18 protein-coding genes and 1 riboswitch are annotated in these 16612 nt (G+C 71.0%); of the genes, 12 read left to right on the top strand and 6 right to left on the bottom strand.

All coding sequences use genetic code 11. The features are described 5' to 3' along the window. Positions 1–45: 45 nt before the first annotated feature. Entirely contained in the window at positions 46–891 is an 846-nt protein-coding gene (locus LX14_RS19375) for an alpha/beta fold hydrolase (RefSeq protein ID WP_253649018.1), read from the top strand. Between the two features lie 21 nt (positions 892–912). Next, the gene (locus LX14_RS19370; protein ID WP_253649017.1) at positions 913–1938 is read left to right on the top strand and encodes an LLM class flavin-dependent oxidoreductase; all 1026 of its coding nucleotides are present in this window, start codon (positions 913–915) and stop codon (positions 1936–1938) included. Here the strand turns inward: LX14_RS19370 and LX14_RS19365 are convergent, their stop codons facing one another. Genes LX14_RS19365 through LX14_RS19355 form a run of 3 tightly spaced genes read right to left on the bottom strand, consistent with a single transcriptional unit; the run spans position 1939 to position 4762 of the window. Beyond that, complete coding sequence (locus tag LX14_RS19365) at positions 1939–2919, bottom strand: ABC transporter substrate-binding protein (RefSeq protein WP_253649059.1); 981 nt, start codon at positions 2917–2919, stop codon at positions 1939–1941. Positions 2920–2966: 47 nt separating this feature from the next. Continuing rightward, on the bottom strand, positions 2967–3746 hold the full coding sequence (locus tag LX14_RS19360) for an ABC transporter ATP-binding protein (protein ID WP_253649016.1): 780 nt from the start codon (positions 3744–3746) through the stop codon (positions 2967–2969). Continuing rightward, complete coding sequence (locus LX14_RS19355; protein WP_253649015.1) at positions 3743–4762, bottom strand: FecCD family ABC transporter permease; 1020 nt, start codon at positions 4760–4762, stop codon at positions 3743–3745. Before LX14_RS19355 ends, LX14_RS19360 begins: the two co-directional genes overlap by 4 nt. Positions 4763–4909: 147 nt before the next feature. Next, positions 4910–5115, bottom strand: a riboswitch (cobalamin riboswitch). Positions 5116–5198: 83 nt separating this feature from the next. On the opposite strand from LX14_RS19355, the gene LX14_RS19350 reads away from it, so the two are divergent. The 3 genes from LX14_RS19350 to LX14_RS21025 all read left to right on the top strand — a co-directional run bounded on the left by LX14_RS19350 (position 5199) and on the right by LX14_RS21025 (position 9089). Then, entirely contained in the window at positions 5199–6947 is a 1749-nt protein-coding gene (locus LX14_RS19350) for a DUF3556 domain-containing protein (protein WP_253649014.1), read from the top strand. A 21-nt stretch (positions 6948–6968) separates the two neighbouring features. Further along, on the top strand, positions 6969–8513 hold the full coding sequence (locus tag LX14_RS19345) for a carboxylesterase/lipase family protein (RefSeq protein ID WP_253649013.1): 1545 nt from the start codon (positions 6969–6971) through the stop codon (positions 8511–8513). A 102-nt stretch (positions 8514–8615) separates the two neighbouring features. Continuing rightward, positions 8616–9089 (top strand): OsmC family protein, encoded by a 474-nt coding sequence (locus LX14_RS21025; RefSeq protein WP_253649012.1) that lies wholly within the window; start codon positions 8616–8618, stop codon positions 9087–9089. Positions 9090–9108: 19 nt separating this feature from the next. Here the strand turns inward: LX14_RS21025 and LX14_RS19335 are convergent, their stop codons facing one another. Beyond that, entirely contained in the window at positions 9109–9933 is an 825-nt protein-coding gene (locus tag LX14_RS19335) for an SDR family oxidoreductase (RefSeq protein WP_253649011.1), read from the bottom strand. Positions 9934–9962: 29 nt separating this feature from the next. Next, positions 9963–10334: a PIN domain-containing protein gene (locus LX14_RS19330; protein WP_253649058.1), complete on the bottom strand. Its 372-nt coding sequence runs from the start codon at positions 10332–10334 to the stop codon at positions 9963–9965. 140 nt (positions 10335–10474) lie between these two features. On the opposite strand from LX14_RS19330, the gene LX14_RS19325 reads away from it, so the two are divergent. The 4 genes from LX14_RS19325 to LX14_RS19310 are packed head-to-tail and all read left to right on the top strand — an operon-like array spanning position 10475 to position 13981. Then, entirely contained in the window at positions 10475–11446 is a 972-nt protein-coding gene (locus tag LX14_RS19325; protein ID WP_253649010.1) for an aldo/keto reductase, read from the top strand. A 27-nt stretch (positions 11447–11473) separates the two neighbouring features. Beyond that, positions 11474–12481, top strand: coding sequence for an alcohol dehydrogenase catalytic domain-containing protein (locus tag LX14_RS19320; RefSeq protein WP_253649009.1), 1008 nt, complete (start codon positions 11474–11476; stop codon positions 12479–12481). Positions 12482–12504: 23 nt separating this feature from the next. Further along, positions 12505–12810, top strand: coding sequence for an antibiotic biosynthesis monooxygenase family protein (locus LX14_RS19315; RefSeq protein ID WP_253649008.1), 306 nt, complete (start codon positions 12505–12507; stop codon positions 12808–12810). Positions 12811–12823: 13 nt separating this feature from the next. Continuing rightward, positions 12824–13981: an endonuclease/exonuclease/phosphatase family protein gene (locus LX14_RS19310; RefSeq protein WP_253649007.1), complete on the top strand. Its 1158-nt coding sequence runs from the start codon at positions 12824–12826 to the stop codon at positions 13979–13981. An 8-nt stretch (positions 13982–13989) separates the two neighbouring features. On the opposite strand, the gene LX14_RS19305 is transcribed toward LX14_RS19310, so the two are convergent. Further along, a complete protein-coding gene (locus tag LX14_RS19305) occupies positions 13990–14418 on the bottom strand; it encodes a VOC family protein (RefSeq protein WP_253649057.1) in 429 nt (142 codons plus the stop codon). A gap of 44 nt (positions 14419–14462) precedes the next feature. On the opposite strand from LX14_RS19305, the gene LX14_RS19300 reads away from it, so the two are divergent. The 3 genes from LX14_RS19300 to LX14_RS19290 are packed head-to-tail and all read left to right on the top strand — an operon-like array spanning position 14463 to position 16571. Further along, positions 14463–15032, top strand: coding sequence for a mismatch-specific DNA-glycosylase (locus LX14_RS19300; protein WP_253649006.1), 570 nt, complete (start codon positions 14463–14465; stop codon positions 15030–15032). 17 nt (positions 15033–15049) lie between these two features. Further along, a complete protein-coding gene (locus LX14_RS19295) occupies positions 15050–15604 on the top strand; it encodes a DUF1990 domain-containing protein (protein ID WP_253649005.1) in 555 nt (184 codons plus the stop codon). A gap of 43 nt (positions 15605–15647) precedes the next feature. Beyond that, a complete protein-coding gene (locus LX14_RS19290; RefSeq protein ID WP_253649004.1) occupies positions 15648–16571 on the top strand; it encodes an alpha/beta hydrolase in 924 nt (307 codons plus the stop codon). Positions 16572–16612: the final 41 nt, after the last annotated feature.

Here is a 16612-nt window from a genome sequence, read left to right as displayed (position 1 = left end):
TCTGTGTAATGTCAATATCGGCGAGACCCCCGCCGAGGAGATGCCATGTCCAGTTCGTTCGTCGACACCGAGCTCGGCCGTCTCCACATCGAGACGCGGGAGAGGAGCGGGGATTCGGGTGTGCCGGTCGTGCTCTGGCACAGCATGTTCGTCGATTCCGCCAGCTGGGGTCGCCTTGTCCCTCACCTGGTCGGGCGGGATCTGGTCCTCGTCGACGCGCCCTCGTCGGGTGACAGTGAGCCCCTGCGCGACGCGGCGGACATCGCGGCATGCGCCCGCGCGGCAGGGGCGGTCGTCGAGGCGGTCCGACAACGGTCGGGCGCCGACCGTGTCGACTGGGTGGGGACGGCCTGGGGTGGCCACGTCGGCATGGACCTCGCCGCGACCAGGCCGGATCTCCTCCGCAGCCTCGTCGCGATCAGTGCCCCGACCTTCCCGGTCCCGCCGGCACTGCGGGCCAGGGTGCGCCTGCTGCTCCCGCTCTACCGGCTGATCGGACCTCGGGGGCCCGTGCGCTCGGCGATCATCGAGACCTTGTTCACCGATCACACCCGGCGGAGCGACCCGGAAGCAGTCGCTCTGCTCGACGACTCGCTCAGGAGGTCCGGCCGCTCGATGATCACCGCGGTCCGCACCGCCATCCTGAACCGGACCGATCTGCTCCCCGCTGCGCGGCAGATCGCCTGTCCGACGTTGCTGGTCGCCACCGACGACCGAGGTGAGTGGACCGGCGTGCAGGCGCAGGGTGCCGCCGATGTGATGCACGACGCCCGGGTGGTCACTATCGGCGGCGCGCGCGTGATCCCCGCACTCGAACAGCCCGTCGCGACGGCCGGTGCGATCATGGCGTTCTGGGCCGAGGTGGCCGGGAGGGTGTCGCCGTCGACCTGACGGCGGGGAGGAGTGCCGACCATGCCGGTCGCAGGACAGCCACTACGGAAGCTGGGCTTCCTGACCATCGGACGGTTCGACGGCGACGATCCGCGGGAGGGGCACCTCGAGACCATCCGGACCATCGAGCGGGCCGAACAGCTCGGGTTCGACAGCGTCTGGCTGCGATGCCGGCACCTGCAGTACGGGATCTCGTCGCCGGTGGCGATCATGGCGGCGGCCGCGATGAGGACCAGCCGCATCGAACTGGGCACCGCGGTCATCCCCCTCGGGCTCGAGAACCCGATGCGCCTCGCCGAGGACCTCGCCACCGTCGACCTCCTGTCGGACGGTCGGGTCAATCCCGGTGTGTCCGTGGGCACCCCGATGCGCTACGACGACTACAAGCACACGCTGTACCCCGACACGCACGATGTCGAGGACTTCTCCAAGGAACGGGTACTGCGCCTGATGCGGTGCCTGCGCGGCGAGCCCGCCTCGGACTTCGAGGGCACCGTGGGCATCGAGAACTTCTCGCGCCGAGTGCAACCGCACGCCCCGGGGCTGGCCGACCGGGTCTGGTACGGCGGTGGGTTGTCGTCGGCGATCTGGGCGGGTGAGCAGGGGCTGAACTACCTGACCTCGTCGGTCGTCACCACCGAGGGCAGTGACTCCACGGACTTCGCGACCATCCAGGGCGAGCAGATCGCCGCCTATCGCGCCCACCACCCCGCCCCGCAGCGCGCGCGGGTGTCGCAGGGGCTGGTGGTGATCCCGACCGATTCGGCCACGCCCGACCAGGTGCGCAAGTACCGCGAGTACGCCGACACCCGCCTCCCACGGACACGCGAACCCCAGGGACCCCGCCGGATGCTGTTCGCCCCGGACCTCGTCGGCACGTCCGACGAGCTCGCCGAGACCTTGTGGTCACACGCCGGGTTCCAGGGCGCCGACGAGGTCGCCTTCGCGCTGCCGTTCTCGTTCGACGAGGCCGACTACGCGCAGATCATCGAGGACCTGGCCACGCGACTCGGTCCCGCTCTCGGTTGGAGCCCCCGACACCGGTGATCAGAACCCCTTGCCGCGCAGGTACGCGGCGAGTGCGGTGACCGTCGCCGGGTTGCGCGGACTCTCGACCAGGGCGGCGTAGGGATACACGACGTAGTTGCCCTCACGGACAGCGGTGGTGCCCGCCATGAGCGGCTGTGCGCGCAACGCGTCGATCTTGGCCTGCGCGGTGTTCCCGGCGCCCGCTCCGTAGTCGACGATGACGATCACCTGTGGATCTGCGCGTGCCGCGGCTTCCCACGACACCGTGGTCCACGAGTCGTCGAGTCCGTGGAAGATGTTGCTGCCGCCGGCCTTCTCGATGATGTCGTCGGGCCCTGCGGTTCCCCCGGCCGTGAACGGTGACGGGTCGGCGCTGTCGAAGACGAACACCCTCGCCCGGCGATCCGACGCGGGCGCCTGCGCCGATGCGCGGGCGACCTCGGCGCGGTAGCCGCGCACGAGCTCCGCGGCCCGGTCGCGTACACCGAACACCGAGCCGAGATTGGTCAGGTCGTCGTACAGCGCCTCGAGGGGACGCACGATGCCCCGTCGTGTCGAACCGGGTTGGCGACACGCCTCGGTGAGCTGATACGGCGTCGCGCCGATGCTCCGGATCCAGTCGGGCGTCACGCCCGTCGACTCCTTGAACCCGTAGTTCCACCCGGCGAAGACGAAGTCGGGGTCAGCGGCCTGGATCGTCTCGCGGGTGAACGCGGTGCCCAACGAACGGACCCGCGCGAAGTCGTCGCGCCACGGCGACGACGCGATGTCGCGCTCCTTGCCCTCGTAGGTCGTGTACCCGGCCATGCGGTCGGTGAGACCGAGGGCGAACAGCATCTCCGTGATGCCGGTGTCGTTGGTGACAGCTCGGGTGGGTGTGGTCGGGATCGTGAGCGGCGCACGGCAGTTGCTGACGGTGACCGGACTCGCGGACTCCGACGCGGCGGGGGCGTCCTGCACGCGGGCTCCGCACCCGGCCGCGCCGAGCGTCATCACCATCACCACGACCAGGGTCCGGATGCGTGTCGTCCCGGTGTCTGTGGGTGTCACTTCTCTCCTTCGTCGACGATGATCTGGGGGACCCCGAGACGGGGGTGGCTGACGACGTGGCAGTCGATGCCGAACCACCGGCGCACCGTCTCGACGGTGAGCACCTCGGCCGGCGAGCCGCTCGTCACGATGTGGCCGTCGGCGACGACGGCGAGATCGGTGCAGAACTGCGCGGCCACGTTCAGGTCGTGCAGGGCAGCGAGCACTGTCACGCCGCGGGCCTGCGCGGCGCGCAACACCGCGAACTGGTGTGCCACGTCGAGGTGGTTGGTGGGCTCGTCGAGGACGAGCACCGGCGTCTCCTGCGCGAGGGCTCGCGCGATGACCACGCGTTGGGCCTCCCCGCCGGACAGTTCGCCGAACCGTCGGTCGAGAAGGTGGCGCACACCGGCATCGGCGACCGCGCGGTCGCAGGCCGCCTCGTCCGCGGCCGACAACGATCGCAGCAGACGTGTGTGCGGCAGGCGGCCGGTCCTGATCACCTCGCGCACGGTGACGTCGAGGAACATCGACGTCGACTGCGTGAGTGCGGCGACGCGCAGTGCGTTGTCCCGCAACGAGATGCCGGTGACGTCGACACCGTCGAGGGACACGACGCCGCTGTCGGGGTGCAGAGCGCGGAACAGACACCGCAACACGGTCGACTTGCCGCTCCCGTTGCGTCCGATCAGCCCGACGAACCGACCGGCACCGACGTCGAGGCGCAGCGAGCGCAGTATCTCCGCGCCCCCCAGGGAGACGGCCACGTCCTCGTAGCGGACATCAGCGCCTGTCACACCGCGACCGTTCGCAGTCTGCGCATCATCAACGCGACGAACACGGGGACGCCGACCGCAGCCGTGACCGCGCCGATCGGCAGCTCGTGGGGAGGGACCACGGTGCGGGCGACGATGTCGGCCAGCACGAGGAACACCGCACCGAGGACCGGGGTGAGCAGGAGTACGCGCCGATGATCCGAGCCGACGAGCAGGCGGGCGACGTGGGGGAGGACGAGTCCGACGAAACCGATGGCGCCGCAGACGGACACGATCACCCCGACGACAGCCGCCGCGCCGAGGAACAGTGCCAGTCGGAAACGTCCCGCGTGCACGCCCAGGCTGGCTGCGACGTCGTCTCCCATGGCCAGGGCGTCCAGGTGACGGGCACCGACGAGCGCAGCTGCCGACCCCGCGACAGCCACAGCCCCGACGAGCCACACCGAATGCCAGTCGGCGGCTGCGAGGCTGCCCAGCAGCCAGAACATCACGCTGCGGGCGGCGTCGCCCGCGGGGGCGAGGCAGACCAGCACGGTCGTGATCGCCGAGAAGCCGTATCCCAGCGCGGTTCCCATCAACACCAGACGCAGCGGCTCCAGGCCCGACGGCGTCCGCGCGAGCATCAACACGAGCGCCGTCGCGACGACCGCACCGAGGAACGCCGCGGACGGCAGTGCGTAGATGCCCAGCCCGCCGAGCGCACCGAAGAGGACGACAGTCGTCGCGCCCACCGACGCACCCGAGGAGATGCCCAGCACGTACGGGTCGGCGAGCGCGTTGCGCACCACCGCCTGCACCACGACGCCCGCCACACCGAGCCCGGCACCCGCAGCAGCGCCGGTCAGGACACGGGGCAGTCGGGAGTCGACGACGATGCGGAAGTCGGGGAGCGCATCCCGGGGGACGGACCCGCCGACGGTCTGCGCCCACAGGTACCCGAGCGCATCGGGAACGGGGACCGACACACTCCCGACGACGATGCCGAGCAGCGCGACGGCGACCAGGATCACGACGCCGACGATCAGCAGCGCGGCCATGCGGCGTCTGCCGATGTGCACCCGGGGCCTCTTCCCGTCGTGCGTGGGCGACGACGGGTGCAGACGGCCAGGGGCGCCCCAGGGCTGTGCCGCACCGGCCATGTCCCACGGGACCGATGAGCGGTCGCGCCATCTCCGGCGCGGCCGACGTCGGCAGGTCTTCGGACTCCCGGGCGCGACGCCTCGGACGAGGCGCCTCCTACCTGCGACTGCTTCCCGGCTTCCGCCAGTGCTCTTCTGTCGCGTCGTTCCCGATCACCGCTGCGGGGCAGTTCCGGTCTCGCACCGGATTCCCTCTTGCCGCACCCGCGAGGCCACGCCGCAGGCGGCGTGACGCCGGGGTGCACCGACATCGCGGCAGACGGTACACGCAGCCGTCGCATCCACCGACGAAGTCGTCACCAAGCGAGCGCTTGGTTGCTACCGTGTTGTGTCCATGGGCTTCATCACGCAGGACACCCCCGACGTCGACTTCGAGCGGTGGAGCAGGGGCACGCGTGCGGAGAAGCTCCGCCCGATGGCGGTGCACTGGGCGGAGGTCGGCTTCGGCACGCCCGTCGTGCTGCACCTGTTCTACGTCGCCAAGATCGCCGTCTACATCGTGGTGGCCTGGACTGTCGCCACCGTGACGCCGGGCGTCGCCGGCATCACCGACATCGCCGGGTCCTACGCCGAACCGATCGTCTTCCAGAAGGTCGTGCTCTTCACGATGCTGTTCGAGGTCGTCGGCCTCGGCTGCGGGTTCGGGCCGCTGAACAACCGGTTCTTCCCGCCGATGGGGTCGATCCTCTACTGGCTGCGGCCACGGACCATCCGCCAGCCACCGTGGCCGGGACGAGTGCCGCTCACCCGGGGCGACGAACGCGGGGTCGTCGACGTCGCCGTGTACGGCGCGCTGCTGGTGATGCTCGTGGTCGCCCTCGTCAGCGGCGGCACCGGACCGGTCCCCGCCCTGGACACGACGGTCGGCCTGCTCCCGCTCTGGCAGATCGGGAGCATCCTGGGCCTGCTCGCGGTCATCGGTCTGCGGGACAAGACGGTGTTCCTCGCCGCGCGCGGCGAGGTGTACGGCGCATTCGCTGTCGCGTTCCTGTTCGCCGCACCCGACGCCGTCGTCGCCGCGAAGCTGATCTTCGTCGTGATCTGGATCGGCGCGGCGACATCGAAGCTGAACAAACACTTCCCGTTCGTGATCGCCACCATGATGTCGAACAACCCGATCATCCGGACCCGCCGCCTCAAGCAGTCGTTCTTCGAGAACTTCCCCGACGACCTGCGCCCCGGACGCCGCGCGCGGTGGATCGCCCACGCCAGCACGGTGATCGAGATGTGCGTCGGGCTGGTCCTGTTCGCATCCGACGGCGGGCCGCTCACCTGGGTGGCCGCGACGATCCTGCTGCTGTTCCACTTCGCGATCCTGTCGGCGATACCCATGGGCGTCCCGCTGGAGTGGAACGTCTTCATGATGTTCGGCGTCCTCGCGCTCTTCGTCGGCCACGCCGGCGTCGGGCTCGGTGACATCGAGAACCCGGGGTGGGTGATCGCTCTCGTGGTCGTGTCGGCAGGGGTGGTCGTGCTGGGCAACCTCCGCCCCGACATGGTCTCGTTCCTGCCCGGCATGCGCTACTACGCCGGCAACTGGGACACCGGGCTGTGGTGCATCACCCCGGCGGCGTCGGCGAGACTCGAGGCGGGGATCGTCTCGATCGCGGCGTTGCCGGCCTCCCAGCTCGAGCGGGTCTACGGCGGGCTCGAGGGCGCACAGATCGCGATGTACAAGGGATACGCGTTCCGCGCCTTCAACTCCCACGGTCGGGCGCTGTTCACCCTGGCGCACCGCGCCATGGCCGGCAGGGACGAATCCGAGTACGTCCTCACCGACGGTGAGCGGATCTGCAGCATGGCGATGGGGTGGAACTTCGGCGACGGCCATCTGTCGAACGAGCAGTTGATCGCGGCGCTGCAGCGCCGATGCGCATTCGAGCCGGGGGAGGTCCGCGTCGTGCTGCTCGAGGCGCAGCCGATCCATCGGCAGCGCCAGCGGTACCGACTGGTGGACGCGGCGACGGGTGAGTTCGAACGGGGCGAGGTCCGCGTGGCCGACCTGGTGACCCGACAGCCGTGGGAGGACGACATCCCCGTCACCGTGACCTGGGAGAGGGGAGCGGCCGAACAGCAGGCGTGAGCCATCGGGGAGGATGTCGACGTGAGTTCTCTCGACGTCGTCACCGCCCACGGCCCCGTCCGCGGCTCGGTCGATCCCGGCACCGGCATCCGGCGGTGGAAGGGGATCCCGTTCGCGGCGCCACCCGTCGGTGAGTTGCGGTGGCGCGCCCCGCAGCCCCCGCAGGCGTGGTCCGAGGTCCGCGACTCCACCCGCTTCGGTCACGCCGCACCGCAACCACGGTTCCCCATGTTCGACCTCGGGGAGGGCGTCACCGTCTCCGAGGACTGCCTGGTGCTCAACGTCGCGGCACCACCGTCGGCGACCCCGGACCATCTCCGGCCCGTGATGGTGTGGATCCACGGCGGGGCGTACATCGTCGGGTCCGCGACGCAGCCGCTCTACGACGGTGCGCGCCTGGTCCTCGACGGCGACGTCGTGCTCGTGACCGTCAACCACCGGCTGGGGCCGTTCGGGTTCCTCGAACTCGGGGCGTTCGCCGACGACGACAACCGGTTCGACAGCAACCTCGCACTGCGCGACGTCATCGCCGCCCTGGAGTGGGTGCGGGACTCGATCGCGGCCTTCGGTGGCGATCCCGACTCGGTCACCGTCTTCGGCGAGTCGGCCGGCGGCGGGATGGTCACCACGCTGATGACCGTCCCCTCCGCCCGAGGACTCTTCCACCGCGCCATCGCCCAGAGCTCGCCCGCCACGTCGATCTACGACGCCGAGCGCGCGCGCATCGTCGCCGAGCAGTTCATGCACGAACTCGGCGTGGGCCCCGCCGTGATCGGTCGGCTCCGCGACCTGCCGGTGCGCACGCTGCTCGAGGCGTCGGCCGAACTGTTCGACGCGGTGCCGACGACGAGTCCCGGGCGTCTGGCCTTCGCGCCCGTCGTGGACGGCGACCTCGTCCCCGAGTACCCCGTCGACGCGTTCCGCGCGGGACGGGCGACGCCGGTCCCGTTGCTGATCGGGACGAACAAGCACGAGGCCGCACTGTTCCGGCTGATCCGGTCACCGATCATCCCGATCAAGTCCGACGCGATCCGCGCGATGTTCTCCCAGATCGCCGTCGAGCGACCGGAGCTGGTGATCCCGGCCGAGCAGGACGTGATGACCGCCTATGCGCGCGTCCGCGACAGATCCCGCGGTCTCGCCGTCGCCCGCGACCTGGCGTTCCGGATGCCGACGGTCTGGCTCGCCGAGGGCCACAGCACCGTCGCGCCGGTCTACCTCTACCGCTGGGACTGGGCGTCTCCGCTGCTCAAGGCCCTGGGTATCGGGGCGACGCACGCCACCGAACTCGGATACGTGTTCGGTGGGGTGCGGTCGGCGCGGCGCAGCGTCGAGTTCATCCTGGGCGGCCACCGCGCCGCTCGTCGGATGTCCCGACGGGTCCAGCGTCGATGGACGTCGTTCGCCGCGACGGGACGACCGACGGGGGACCATGCCGACCCGGTGTGGCCGCCGTACGACACGACCTCGCGCGCGGTGTTGGTGATCGACGAGCACGACCGTGTCGACGACGTCGACGTCGCACTGCGGTCGGCCTGGGGGGACGAACCGCTCAGCTTCCGCTGATGTTCCCGACAGGCGACATCCGACGACCGTGATCGCAACCGTTGCCGCATGCGTGCCGGACAGGTGTGATGGGGTGTTCTGTCCGCCGACTCGGAGGTTTCCGTGACCAGCACCATCCGCACATCCGTCGTCCCGTTCGTCGTCGAGGCGAGCGGGTCGGGGGTCGCCCAGCATCTCGTCGCCCAGGGCGACAACAAGCACGAGTTCGACACCGACGCCTACCCGGCCTTCGGTGGCAAGGACGCAGCCCCCAGCCCACTGCTGTACGCGCTGGGCGCGCTGACCTCGTGCAACCAGGTCACCGCCTCGATCGTCGCCAAGGATCTCGGCATCACCCTGGGCGAGTTCACGTTCCGGATCCAGGGCGACCTGGACACCGCGGTGTTCGTCACCGGCGCCGAGGGCAACGCGAACTTCGACAAGGTCAGCGTCGAGGTCACGGTGCAGACCGACGCCGACGAGGAGAAGTTCTCCACCTTCGTCTCCGAGGTCGAGCGTCGCTGCCCGGTCAGCCAGCTCTACATCCGCTCGGGACTGGAGTTCGCCAGCAACTGGACCCGCGCCGACCTGGCCTGAGTCCCGCGACGGAGGGTGGTCAGCCCTGCGCCTCCACGGCGACGGGCTGCCACTCCTCCCAGGTCGCCAGGCGCTTCTCGTAGTCGGCCTTGGCGATCGCGAGGGGTGCCTCGCCGAAGAAGACCCGCAGCGGGGGCTGTTCGGCGTCGACGACCTTGAGGATCGCGCGTCCCGACGCGGCGGGGTCGCCCTGGGCGGAGGTGCGCTGGGCGCGTGCCTTGTCGGCGGCCTCGTGGGCGTCGGCGTAGGCGTCCAGCGGTGCGGCGCGCTTGGCCGACGACCCACCCCAGTCGGTCGAGAACCCGCCCGGCTCGATCAGCGTGACGTGGATGCCGAACGACTCGACCTCCTGCGCCAGCGACTGTGAGAAGCCCTCCAGCGCCCACTTGCTCGCGTGGTACAGCCCGACGTTCTGGAAGGCGCTGATGCCGCCGATCGACGACACCTGAACGATGTGGCCCGACCGCTGCTCGCGCAGGTACGGCAACGCGGCCTGCGTCACCCACAACGCACCGAAGACGTTCGTCTCGATCTGGTCGCGGGCCTCGGACTCGCTGACCTCCTCGACGAATCCGAACAGGCCGTAGCCGGCGTTGTTCACCACGACGTCGAGACGACCGAAGTGGTCGTGGGCGCGAGCGACGGCGGCGAAGTCGGCGTCGCGGTCGGTGACGTCGAGCTGGATCGGGAGGATCGCGTCGCCGTACCTCTCGACGAGATCGTCGAGCGCAGACGTGTCGCGCGCCGTGGCCGCGACCTTGTCGCCCCGATCGAGCGCGGCGGTCGCCCACTCGCGACCGAAACCGCGGGATGTGCCGGTGATGAACCAGATCTTCTCAGCCATGTCCGAGGACAACGGCGGTGTCCGGTTCCCTAATCCCGGATCGCCCGGGGCCCGACCACCCGCGCACCGAGCTCGACCACCCGACGACGCAGCTCGCGATCGGCCGTCACCACCACGCACAGTGCGTCGGTCACGAGATCGGACACCACCGCCACGATCGTGTCGTCCCCGGATCCCGCGGACTCGACGACCTCGACGGTGTCGGTGCGCTCGACCCCGCGGGCGGCGCCCTCGACGACCATGACCACGCGGGCGGGTCCGGAACCGTCGACGCCGTCGGTCGCGAGTCCCGCGATCCCGTCGCGGAGACGTTCGGTGGCGCCGCGTCGGTCCCGCCACCAGCCGTCGGGGCGTGACCCCACGACGTTCGCCGCGTCGACGACGATCACCGTCTCCGTCATGGCGGTGAGTATGTCCGACGGTCGCCGCGGGACCGACGGGTCGTCGTCGTCGTGCCCGGCGGCGGGCATGTCCGGTTCGTGCCCGCCCCGCGACGGATGGTTACCGTCGGATGCGACGTCGTCGAACATGAGGAGTCGGTGTGGAGTACGTGAACGTGGGTCGCAGCGGGCTGAAGGTGTCGCGGATCTGCCTGGGCTGCATGAGTTTCGGCGAACCCGACCGCGGGACGCACGAGTGGACGCTGCCGGAGGAGGAGTCGCGCACGATCATCCGGCATGCGCTGGAGCAGGGCATCACGTTCCTCGACACCGCGAACGTCTACTCCGCGGGGTCCAGTGAGGAGATCGTCGGGCGCGCGATCCGGGACTTCGCCGACCGCGAGGACGTGGTGATCGCGACCAAGGTCTACAACAACGGCCGACCCCACCCCAACGAGCGCGGGTCGTCACGTAAAGCGATCATGACCGAGATCGAGGGCAGCCTGCGCCGCCTCGGCACCGACTACGTCGACCTGTACCAGATCCACCGCTGGGATCCCGAGACGCCGATCGAGGAGACCATCGAGGCACTGCACGACGTCGTGAAGGCGGGCAAGGCGCGCTACATCGGGGCGTCGTCGATGTTCGCGTGGCAGTTCTCCAAGTCGCTGTACACCTCGGAGCTGCACGGCTGGAGCAAGTTCATCTCGATGCAGGACCACTACAACCTCCTCTACCGCGAGGAGGAGCGGGAGATGCACCCGCTGTGCGCAGATCAGGGCGTCGGCGTCATCCCGTGGAGCCCTCTCGCCCGCGGTCGGCTCACCCGTGACTGGGACGCGCAGACGACACGCAGCCAGACCGACCAGTTCGGCTCCACGCTGTACGACGAGGGCGACAAGGCCACCGTGGACGCCGTGTCGGACCTGGCCGAGAGGCGTGGCCTGCCCCGGGCGCAGGTGGCTCTCGCGTGGATGCTGCACAAGCCCGTCGTCACCGCACCGATCATCGGAGCGGGCAGGATCTCCCATGTCGACGACGCCGTCGCGGCCCTGGACGTCTCGCTCACCGACGACGAGATCGCCACGCTCGAGGCGCATTACGCCCCGCGTCCGATCGTCGGCTTCTCCTGAGAGATCGCGTCGGGCACGCTGTCCTGCATGAGGGCGGTTGTCTACGAACGGTTCGGCGGACCGATCGACCTGCGTGAGGTGCCGTCCCCGGTGTGCCCCGACGACGGCGTCGTCGTCGCGGTCGCGGCGACCGGACTGTGCCGGTCGGACTGGCACGGATGGCAGGGCCACGATCCCGACATCCCACTGCCGAACATCCCCGGACACGAACTCGTCGGGACGGTGGTGGAGGTGGGCGCCGGGGTGACGCGCTGGTCGCCCGGGGATCGGGTCACCGCACCGTTCGTCTGTGCCTGCGGGACCTGTCCGACCTGTCTCCGCGGCGACCACCAGGTGTGCGAGCGGCAGGAGCAGCCCGGCTTCACCCACGCCGGCTCGTTCGCCGACCTCGTGGCCCTGCGCCACGCCGACGTCAACCTCGTCGCCGTCCCCGACGTCATCTCCGACGAGGCGGCGGCCGCACTGGGATGCCGCTTCGCGACCGCCTACCGCGCGGTGACCGCGGTGGGAGAGGTGCGCGACGGGGAACGGGTCGCGGTACACGGATGCGGGGGAGTGGGTCTGGCCGCGGTCATGATCGCCGCGTCGCGCGGTGCCACCGTGATCGGTGTCGACCCGTCCGATCGCAGCCGGGCGATGGCGCGGGAGATGGGTGCCGCCGAGGTGGCGGACTCCGCGGACGGTCTGCGCGACATCGACTGTTCTCTCGACGCGTTCGGCTCCCCGGCCACGATGCGGGCCTCCATCGCCACCCTGCGACCGCGTGGCCGCCACGTCCAGGTCGGCCTGCTCGGCGCCGACACCGACCCCGCCGTGCCGATGGGCGCGGTGGTCGCCCGCGAACTGCGGCTCCTCGGCAGTCACGGGATGGCGGCCCACGAGTACCCCGCGATGCTCGACGACATCGCCCGCGGCGCGATCGATCCCCGACCGCTCCTGCGTGACGTGATCGGACTCGACGACGCCCCGTCCCGCCTCGCCGAACTCGGCGCACCCGGCGCCGGGGCGGGCGGTGTCACCGTCATCCGTCTCTGACCGGGACAGGCATACTCGGCGCCATGATCCGCAATGTCGTGATGGGGCGGCTGCGCGCCCCCGAGGACGAGTCCGCCTCCGCCGACGACCGCGCCCGACTGCAAGCGGCCCTGGCCGGGATCGCCGCACTCGACCTCCCCGGGTGTCTGGCCAACCACACCGGACTCGACGCCGGACTGCGGGACGGCGGCTGGGACTTCGCGATCACCAACGACTGGGCGACCGTCGAGGACTACCGCGCCTACGACGTCGACGCCGAGCACAACGTGTACCGCGCCGAGGTCGTCGCGGTGGCCGAGCAGGTCGCCCGCGTGCAGTTCGAGATCTGACCGGATCCCGGCCATGGCCCTCACGGTCGAACCGCATGTCCACACCGCCCGCCGCGTTCCGATCGCCCGGGGCGCCGCACTGCCACCGATCCCCGCGCCCCGTCACCGGTCAGGCCTCGTGGAGACGGTGGGGACCACCATCCGGGACCGCGGATGGTGGGTCGCGCCGGGCGCGCTGGCGGGGGCCGGCATAGGGTCCACGTGGTCACGGCCGCGAGTGGGTGCGGCGACCGGCGCGGTGGCGGCCGGTGTCGCAGCGACCTCGGTCGCGGCGATCGGCCCGCGGACGCCGGTGGCGCGTGTCCGACCGGCTGCCGACCCCGAGGTGCGCTCCGCCGAACGTCTGCGCGTCGTCGAGTTCAACGTCCACGGCGGCATGGGTGGGTCCGGGGAGTTCTTCGCGACCCCGGCCAAGCTCGACCGCCTCGCCCAGGCCATCGCCGATCTCGACCCCGACATCGTGCTGCTGCAGGAGCTGGACCGGTTCGCGCTGCGGTCCACGTTGAGCGACACCATGCGCGCGCTCGCGCGCAGGCTGCACCCGACAGGCGCGGTGATGACGGTCAACGCCGAGAAGATCTACGGCCGTCAGGAGGGCCCCGGCATCCTCACCTTCCACGGGATCGTCCTCACCGACGCGCGCAACCTGCGTGTCGGCGACGCGTTCGGCGACGACTGGGCGCGTCGCGCGCGGTCGGCCCTCGCTGCGTGGGCGGACGCGGCGGGCAGCCGGTGGGGGCTACGGCGGCGATGGTTCCCGACGACGACCGAGCACCAACCCCGTGGGGCGACCGACGCGATGGCGCTCACGCCGGGCGGGACCGCGGTGCGGATCGTGTCCGGACACTTCAGCTCCCCGCACGACGGGGTCGACGAGGTCGCGCGGCAGGTGGCCCCCGTGCTGGACAGCGTCCGGCTCTGGCCCGGCCCGACGATCGTCGGAGCGGACTTCAACACCCAGCGGGGATCGCGCGAGTACGAGGCCGAGACCCGGTTCGCCGCGACGGTGGGCTTGCGCGATGTCGGGGCGGGCACCCGGTCGACCAGCGACCGCGTCCTCGCCTCGGAGCACTTCTCGGTGCACGAGGCCGTCGTGGTCGACCGCCCCGAGGGCGCCCGCGCGGTCAGCGACCACTCGCCGGTCGTGATCGACCTCGACCTGCGGCCGTGACCGACCGCTCAGCCCAGGTGGACGGTGCCGTCGGCGTCGACCGAGAAACCCGGGTTGTGGGCGACCTCCCACACGACACCGTTCGGGTCGCGCACGATCGCGTGGAAGATGCCGCCGAACGCGCCGTCCTCCGGGGGCGTGACCACGGTGCCGCCGAACCCTGCCATCCGGTCGACGACGGTGTGCACGTCGTCGCGGCTGTCGACGTTGTGCGCGATCGTCGTCCCGCCGATCGCGGTCGCGGTGGCGCCCGCGACGTCGGCGGCGAACTTCTCCGCCTGGAAGAGGCCCAGGACGAACCCGCCGGCCACCTGGAAGAAGACGATCTCGCCGGCCACGTCGAGCAGCGGTTCCCACCCGAGCCCGTCGATGTAGAACCGTCGCGCCGCGTCGAGGTCGGCGGTGGCGAAGGTGAGGAAGTGGGCACGGCGCGCGATCGGGTCCTCGCTCATGGTGACGACCCTAGGTGGGGGTGAGCCGGATGGGGTTCACCCGGGAACAACTCGCGGCCCACCGGGGCGCGATCGTCGACGACCTCGTCGACGACAGGTGCCGCCTGCTGTTCGTGGGGATCAACCCGAGCCTGTGGACCGCGGCGACCGGCGCGCACTTCGCGCGCCCCGGCAACCGCTTCTATCCGGCGCTGTACCGCGCGGGTCTCGTCGACCGCGTGATCGACGCCTCGGCGGGGATGACGCCCACCGACCGTGCGGCGCTCCTCGACGCGGGGATCGGCATCACGAACGTGGTCGCCCGCGCGACCGCACGGGCCGACGAACTCGACGACACCGAACTCCGCGACGGGGCCGTCGCTCTCGAGGCCAGGGTGGCCGCGATCGCCCCCCGAGTCGTCGCCGTGGCCGGTGTCACCGCCTATCGGACGGGCTTCGGCCGACGACGGGCCGTGGTGGGGGAGCAGCCGGAGCGACTCGCGGGCGCGCAGCTCTGGGTGGTGCCGAACCCGAGCGGACTCAACGCCCACGAGACCGCCGACACCCTCGCCGCGCACTATCGGGCGGCCGGTCTCGCCGCCGGGATCGTCACGCGCTGACCGCGATACGGTGGGTCATGGCCACACCGCGTGCGTCCCGACTCGAGCCCGCGCGCGCCGCCGAACTCGCCGTGGCGCCCCTGACCTACGACGAGGTCGGGGCGACGCTCGCCGAGCTCCCGGCCGGGTACCACCACCTGCACCACGACGGCGTCGTCGGGCGGGGACGGCCGCGGTTCACCGACTGTGTGGCCGCGGTCCTGGGCTGGCAGGTGCAACTGCGTGCCGGGACCCGGGTGGCGGCATCCGACGATCCTCTGCGGGATGGGTCCGTCGCCGACGTGACCATCGGTCTGGGCCCCCTCGGACTGCGGGCGCCGGTGCGCGTCGTGCGGGTCGTCGACGAGCCGCGTCGTGCCGGCTTCGTCTACGGCACGCTGCCGGGTCATCCCGAGCGGGGCGAGGAGGCGTTCCTCGTGCATCTCGACGACGACGACACGGTCCGGCTCGCGATCACGGCGTTCTCCCGTCCCGCATCCCTGATCACCCGGGTCGGTGGGCCGATCGCCCGCCTCGGTCAGAACGTGATGGCGCGCCGCTACATCGCCGGCATCGCGGGCCTGGACTCCTAGGTCCCCGGACCCCCCGGGTGTGGCCCACGACATAATCACTCGCATGACCCCCTCTCCCGAGCCCTACCCCCGCGAGGACATCGGCTTCGAGTCGGGTGACGCCCGATGCGTCGGCTGGCTCTACCGGGCGGACACGGCCGGGGACGCCGCATCGTCGGACCGCCGACCGATCGTGGTGCTCGGCCACGGGCTCGGAGCGGTCAAGGAGATGCGACTCGACGCCTACGCCGAACGTTTCGTCGACGCCGGCTACCACGCCCTGGCGTTCGACTACCGCCACTTCGGGGCCAGCGGCGGAGAACCCCGCCAGCTGCTGGACGTGGACCGTCAGCGAGCGGACTGGCACGCGGCGATCGCCTACGCACGCTCGCTGCCGGATGTCGACCCCGACCGGGTCATCGTCTTCGGGTCCTCGTTCGGCGGCGGGCACGTCCTCGCCATCGCCGCACAGGACCCGCGCATCGCGGCGGTCATCGCCCAGTGCCCGTTCACCGACGGCATCGCCTCGGCGCGCGCGAGCATGGGGTCCTCGTCGCTGGCGGTGATGGGACGGGCGCTGGCCGACACCATCGCGGCGGCACGCGGCAAACCGCGGGTGATGGTCGCCCTCGCCGGCCGTCCGGGCGAGACCGCCCTGATGAACTCCCACGACGCACTCGACGGCTACCTCGCGCTGGTGCCGCCGGGGATGTCGTTCCCCGACGAGGTCGCCGCCGCGGTGGCGCTGCGGATCCCGCGTGAACGCCCCGGCAGGGCGGCCCGGGCGGTGACCACCCCGGTGCTGTTCGCGGTGTGCGACACCGACACCGTCGCGCCCGCGGCGGCGACGGTGGCGCACGCGGAGAAGATGGCGAACGCCGTCGTCAAGCGCTACCCGGTCGGCCACTTCGACATCTATCTGGGCGACGCATTCGAGACCGCCGTGGCCGACTACGTGGACTTTCTCGACGAGGTGGTCCCGGCGTGAGCGGTCTCCGCGCGGCCGGCTGAGTCGTCACGGAGAAGTAC

It is taken from the genome of Williamsia deligens (assembly GCF_024171765.1).
Taxonomy (GTDB): Bacteria; Actinomycetota; Actinomycetes; order Mycobacteriales; family Mycobacteriaceae; genus Williamsia_A; species Williamsia_A deligens.
This window is presented reverse-complemented; position numbering and strand designations above follow the sequence as displayed.

Excerpts from the sequence above, each read along its gene's own strand:
- LX14_RS19300 (WP_253649006.1), top strand. The coding sequence starts at position 14,463 with ATGGGGTTCACCCGGGAACAACTCGCGGCCCACCGGGGCGCGATCGTC.
- LX14_RS19365 (WP_253649059.1), bottom strand. The coding sequence starts at position 2,919 with ATGGTGATGACGCTCGGCGCGGCCGGGTGCGGAGCCCGCGTGCAGGAC.
- LX14_RS19355 (WP_253649015.1), bottom strand. The coding sequence starts at position 4,762 with ATGGCCGCGCTGCTGATCGTCGGCGTCGTGATCCTGGTCGCCGTCGCG.
- LX14_RS19350 (WP_253649014.1), top strand. The coding sequence starts at position 5,199 with ATGGGCTTCATCACGCAGGACACCCCCGACGTCGACTTCGAGCGGTGG.
- LX14_RS19335 (WP_253649011.1), bottom strand. The coding sequence starts at position 9,933 with ATGGCTGAGAAGATCTGGTTCATCACCGGCACATCCCGCGGTTTCGGT.
- LX14_RS19375 (WP_253649018.1), top strand. The coding sequence starts at position 46 with ATGTCCAGTTCGTTCGTCGACACCGAGCTCGGCCGTCTCCACATCGAG.
- LX14_RS19370 (WP_253649017.1), top strand. The coding sequence starts at position 913 with ATGCCGGTCGCAGGACAGCCACTACGGAAGCTGGGCTTCCTGACCATC.
- LX14_RS19310 (WP_253649007.1), top strand. The coding sequence starts at position 12,824 with ATGGCCCTCACGGTCGAACCGCATGTCCACACCGCCCGCCGCGTTCCG.
- LX14_RS19315 (WP_253649008.1), top strand. The coding sequence starts at position 12,505 with ATGATCCGCAATGTCGTGATGGGGCGGCTGCGCGCCCCCGAGGACGAG.
- LX14_RS19330 (WP_253649058.1), bottom strand. The coding sequence starts at position 10,334 with ATGACGGAGACGGTGATCGTCGTCGACGCGGCGAACGTCGTGGGGTCA.
- LX14_RS19290 (WP_253649004.1), top strand. The coding sequence starts at position 15,648 with ATGACCCCCTCTCCCGAGCCCTACCCCCGCGAGGACATCGGCTTCGAG.
- LX14_RS19295 (WP_253649005.1), top strand. The coding sequence starts at position 15,050 with ATGGCCACACCGCGTGCGTCCCGACTCGAGCCCGCGCGCGCCGCCGAA.
- LX14_RS19320 (WP_253649009.1), top strand. The coding sequence starts at position 11,474 with ATGAGGGCGGTTGTCTACGAACGGTTCGGCGGACCGATCGACCTGCGT.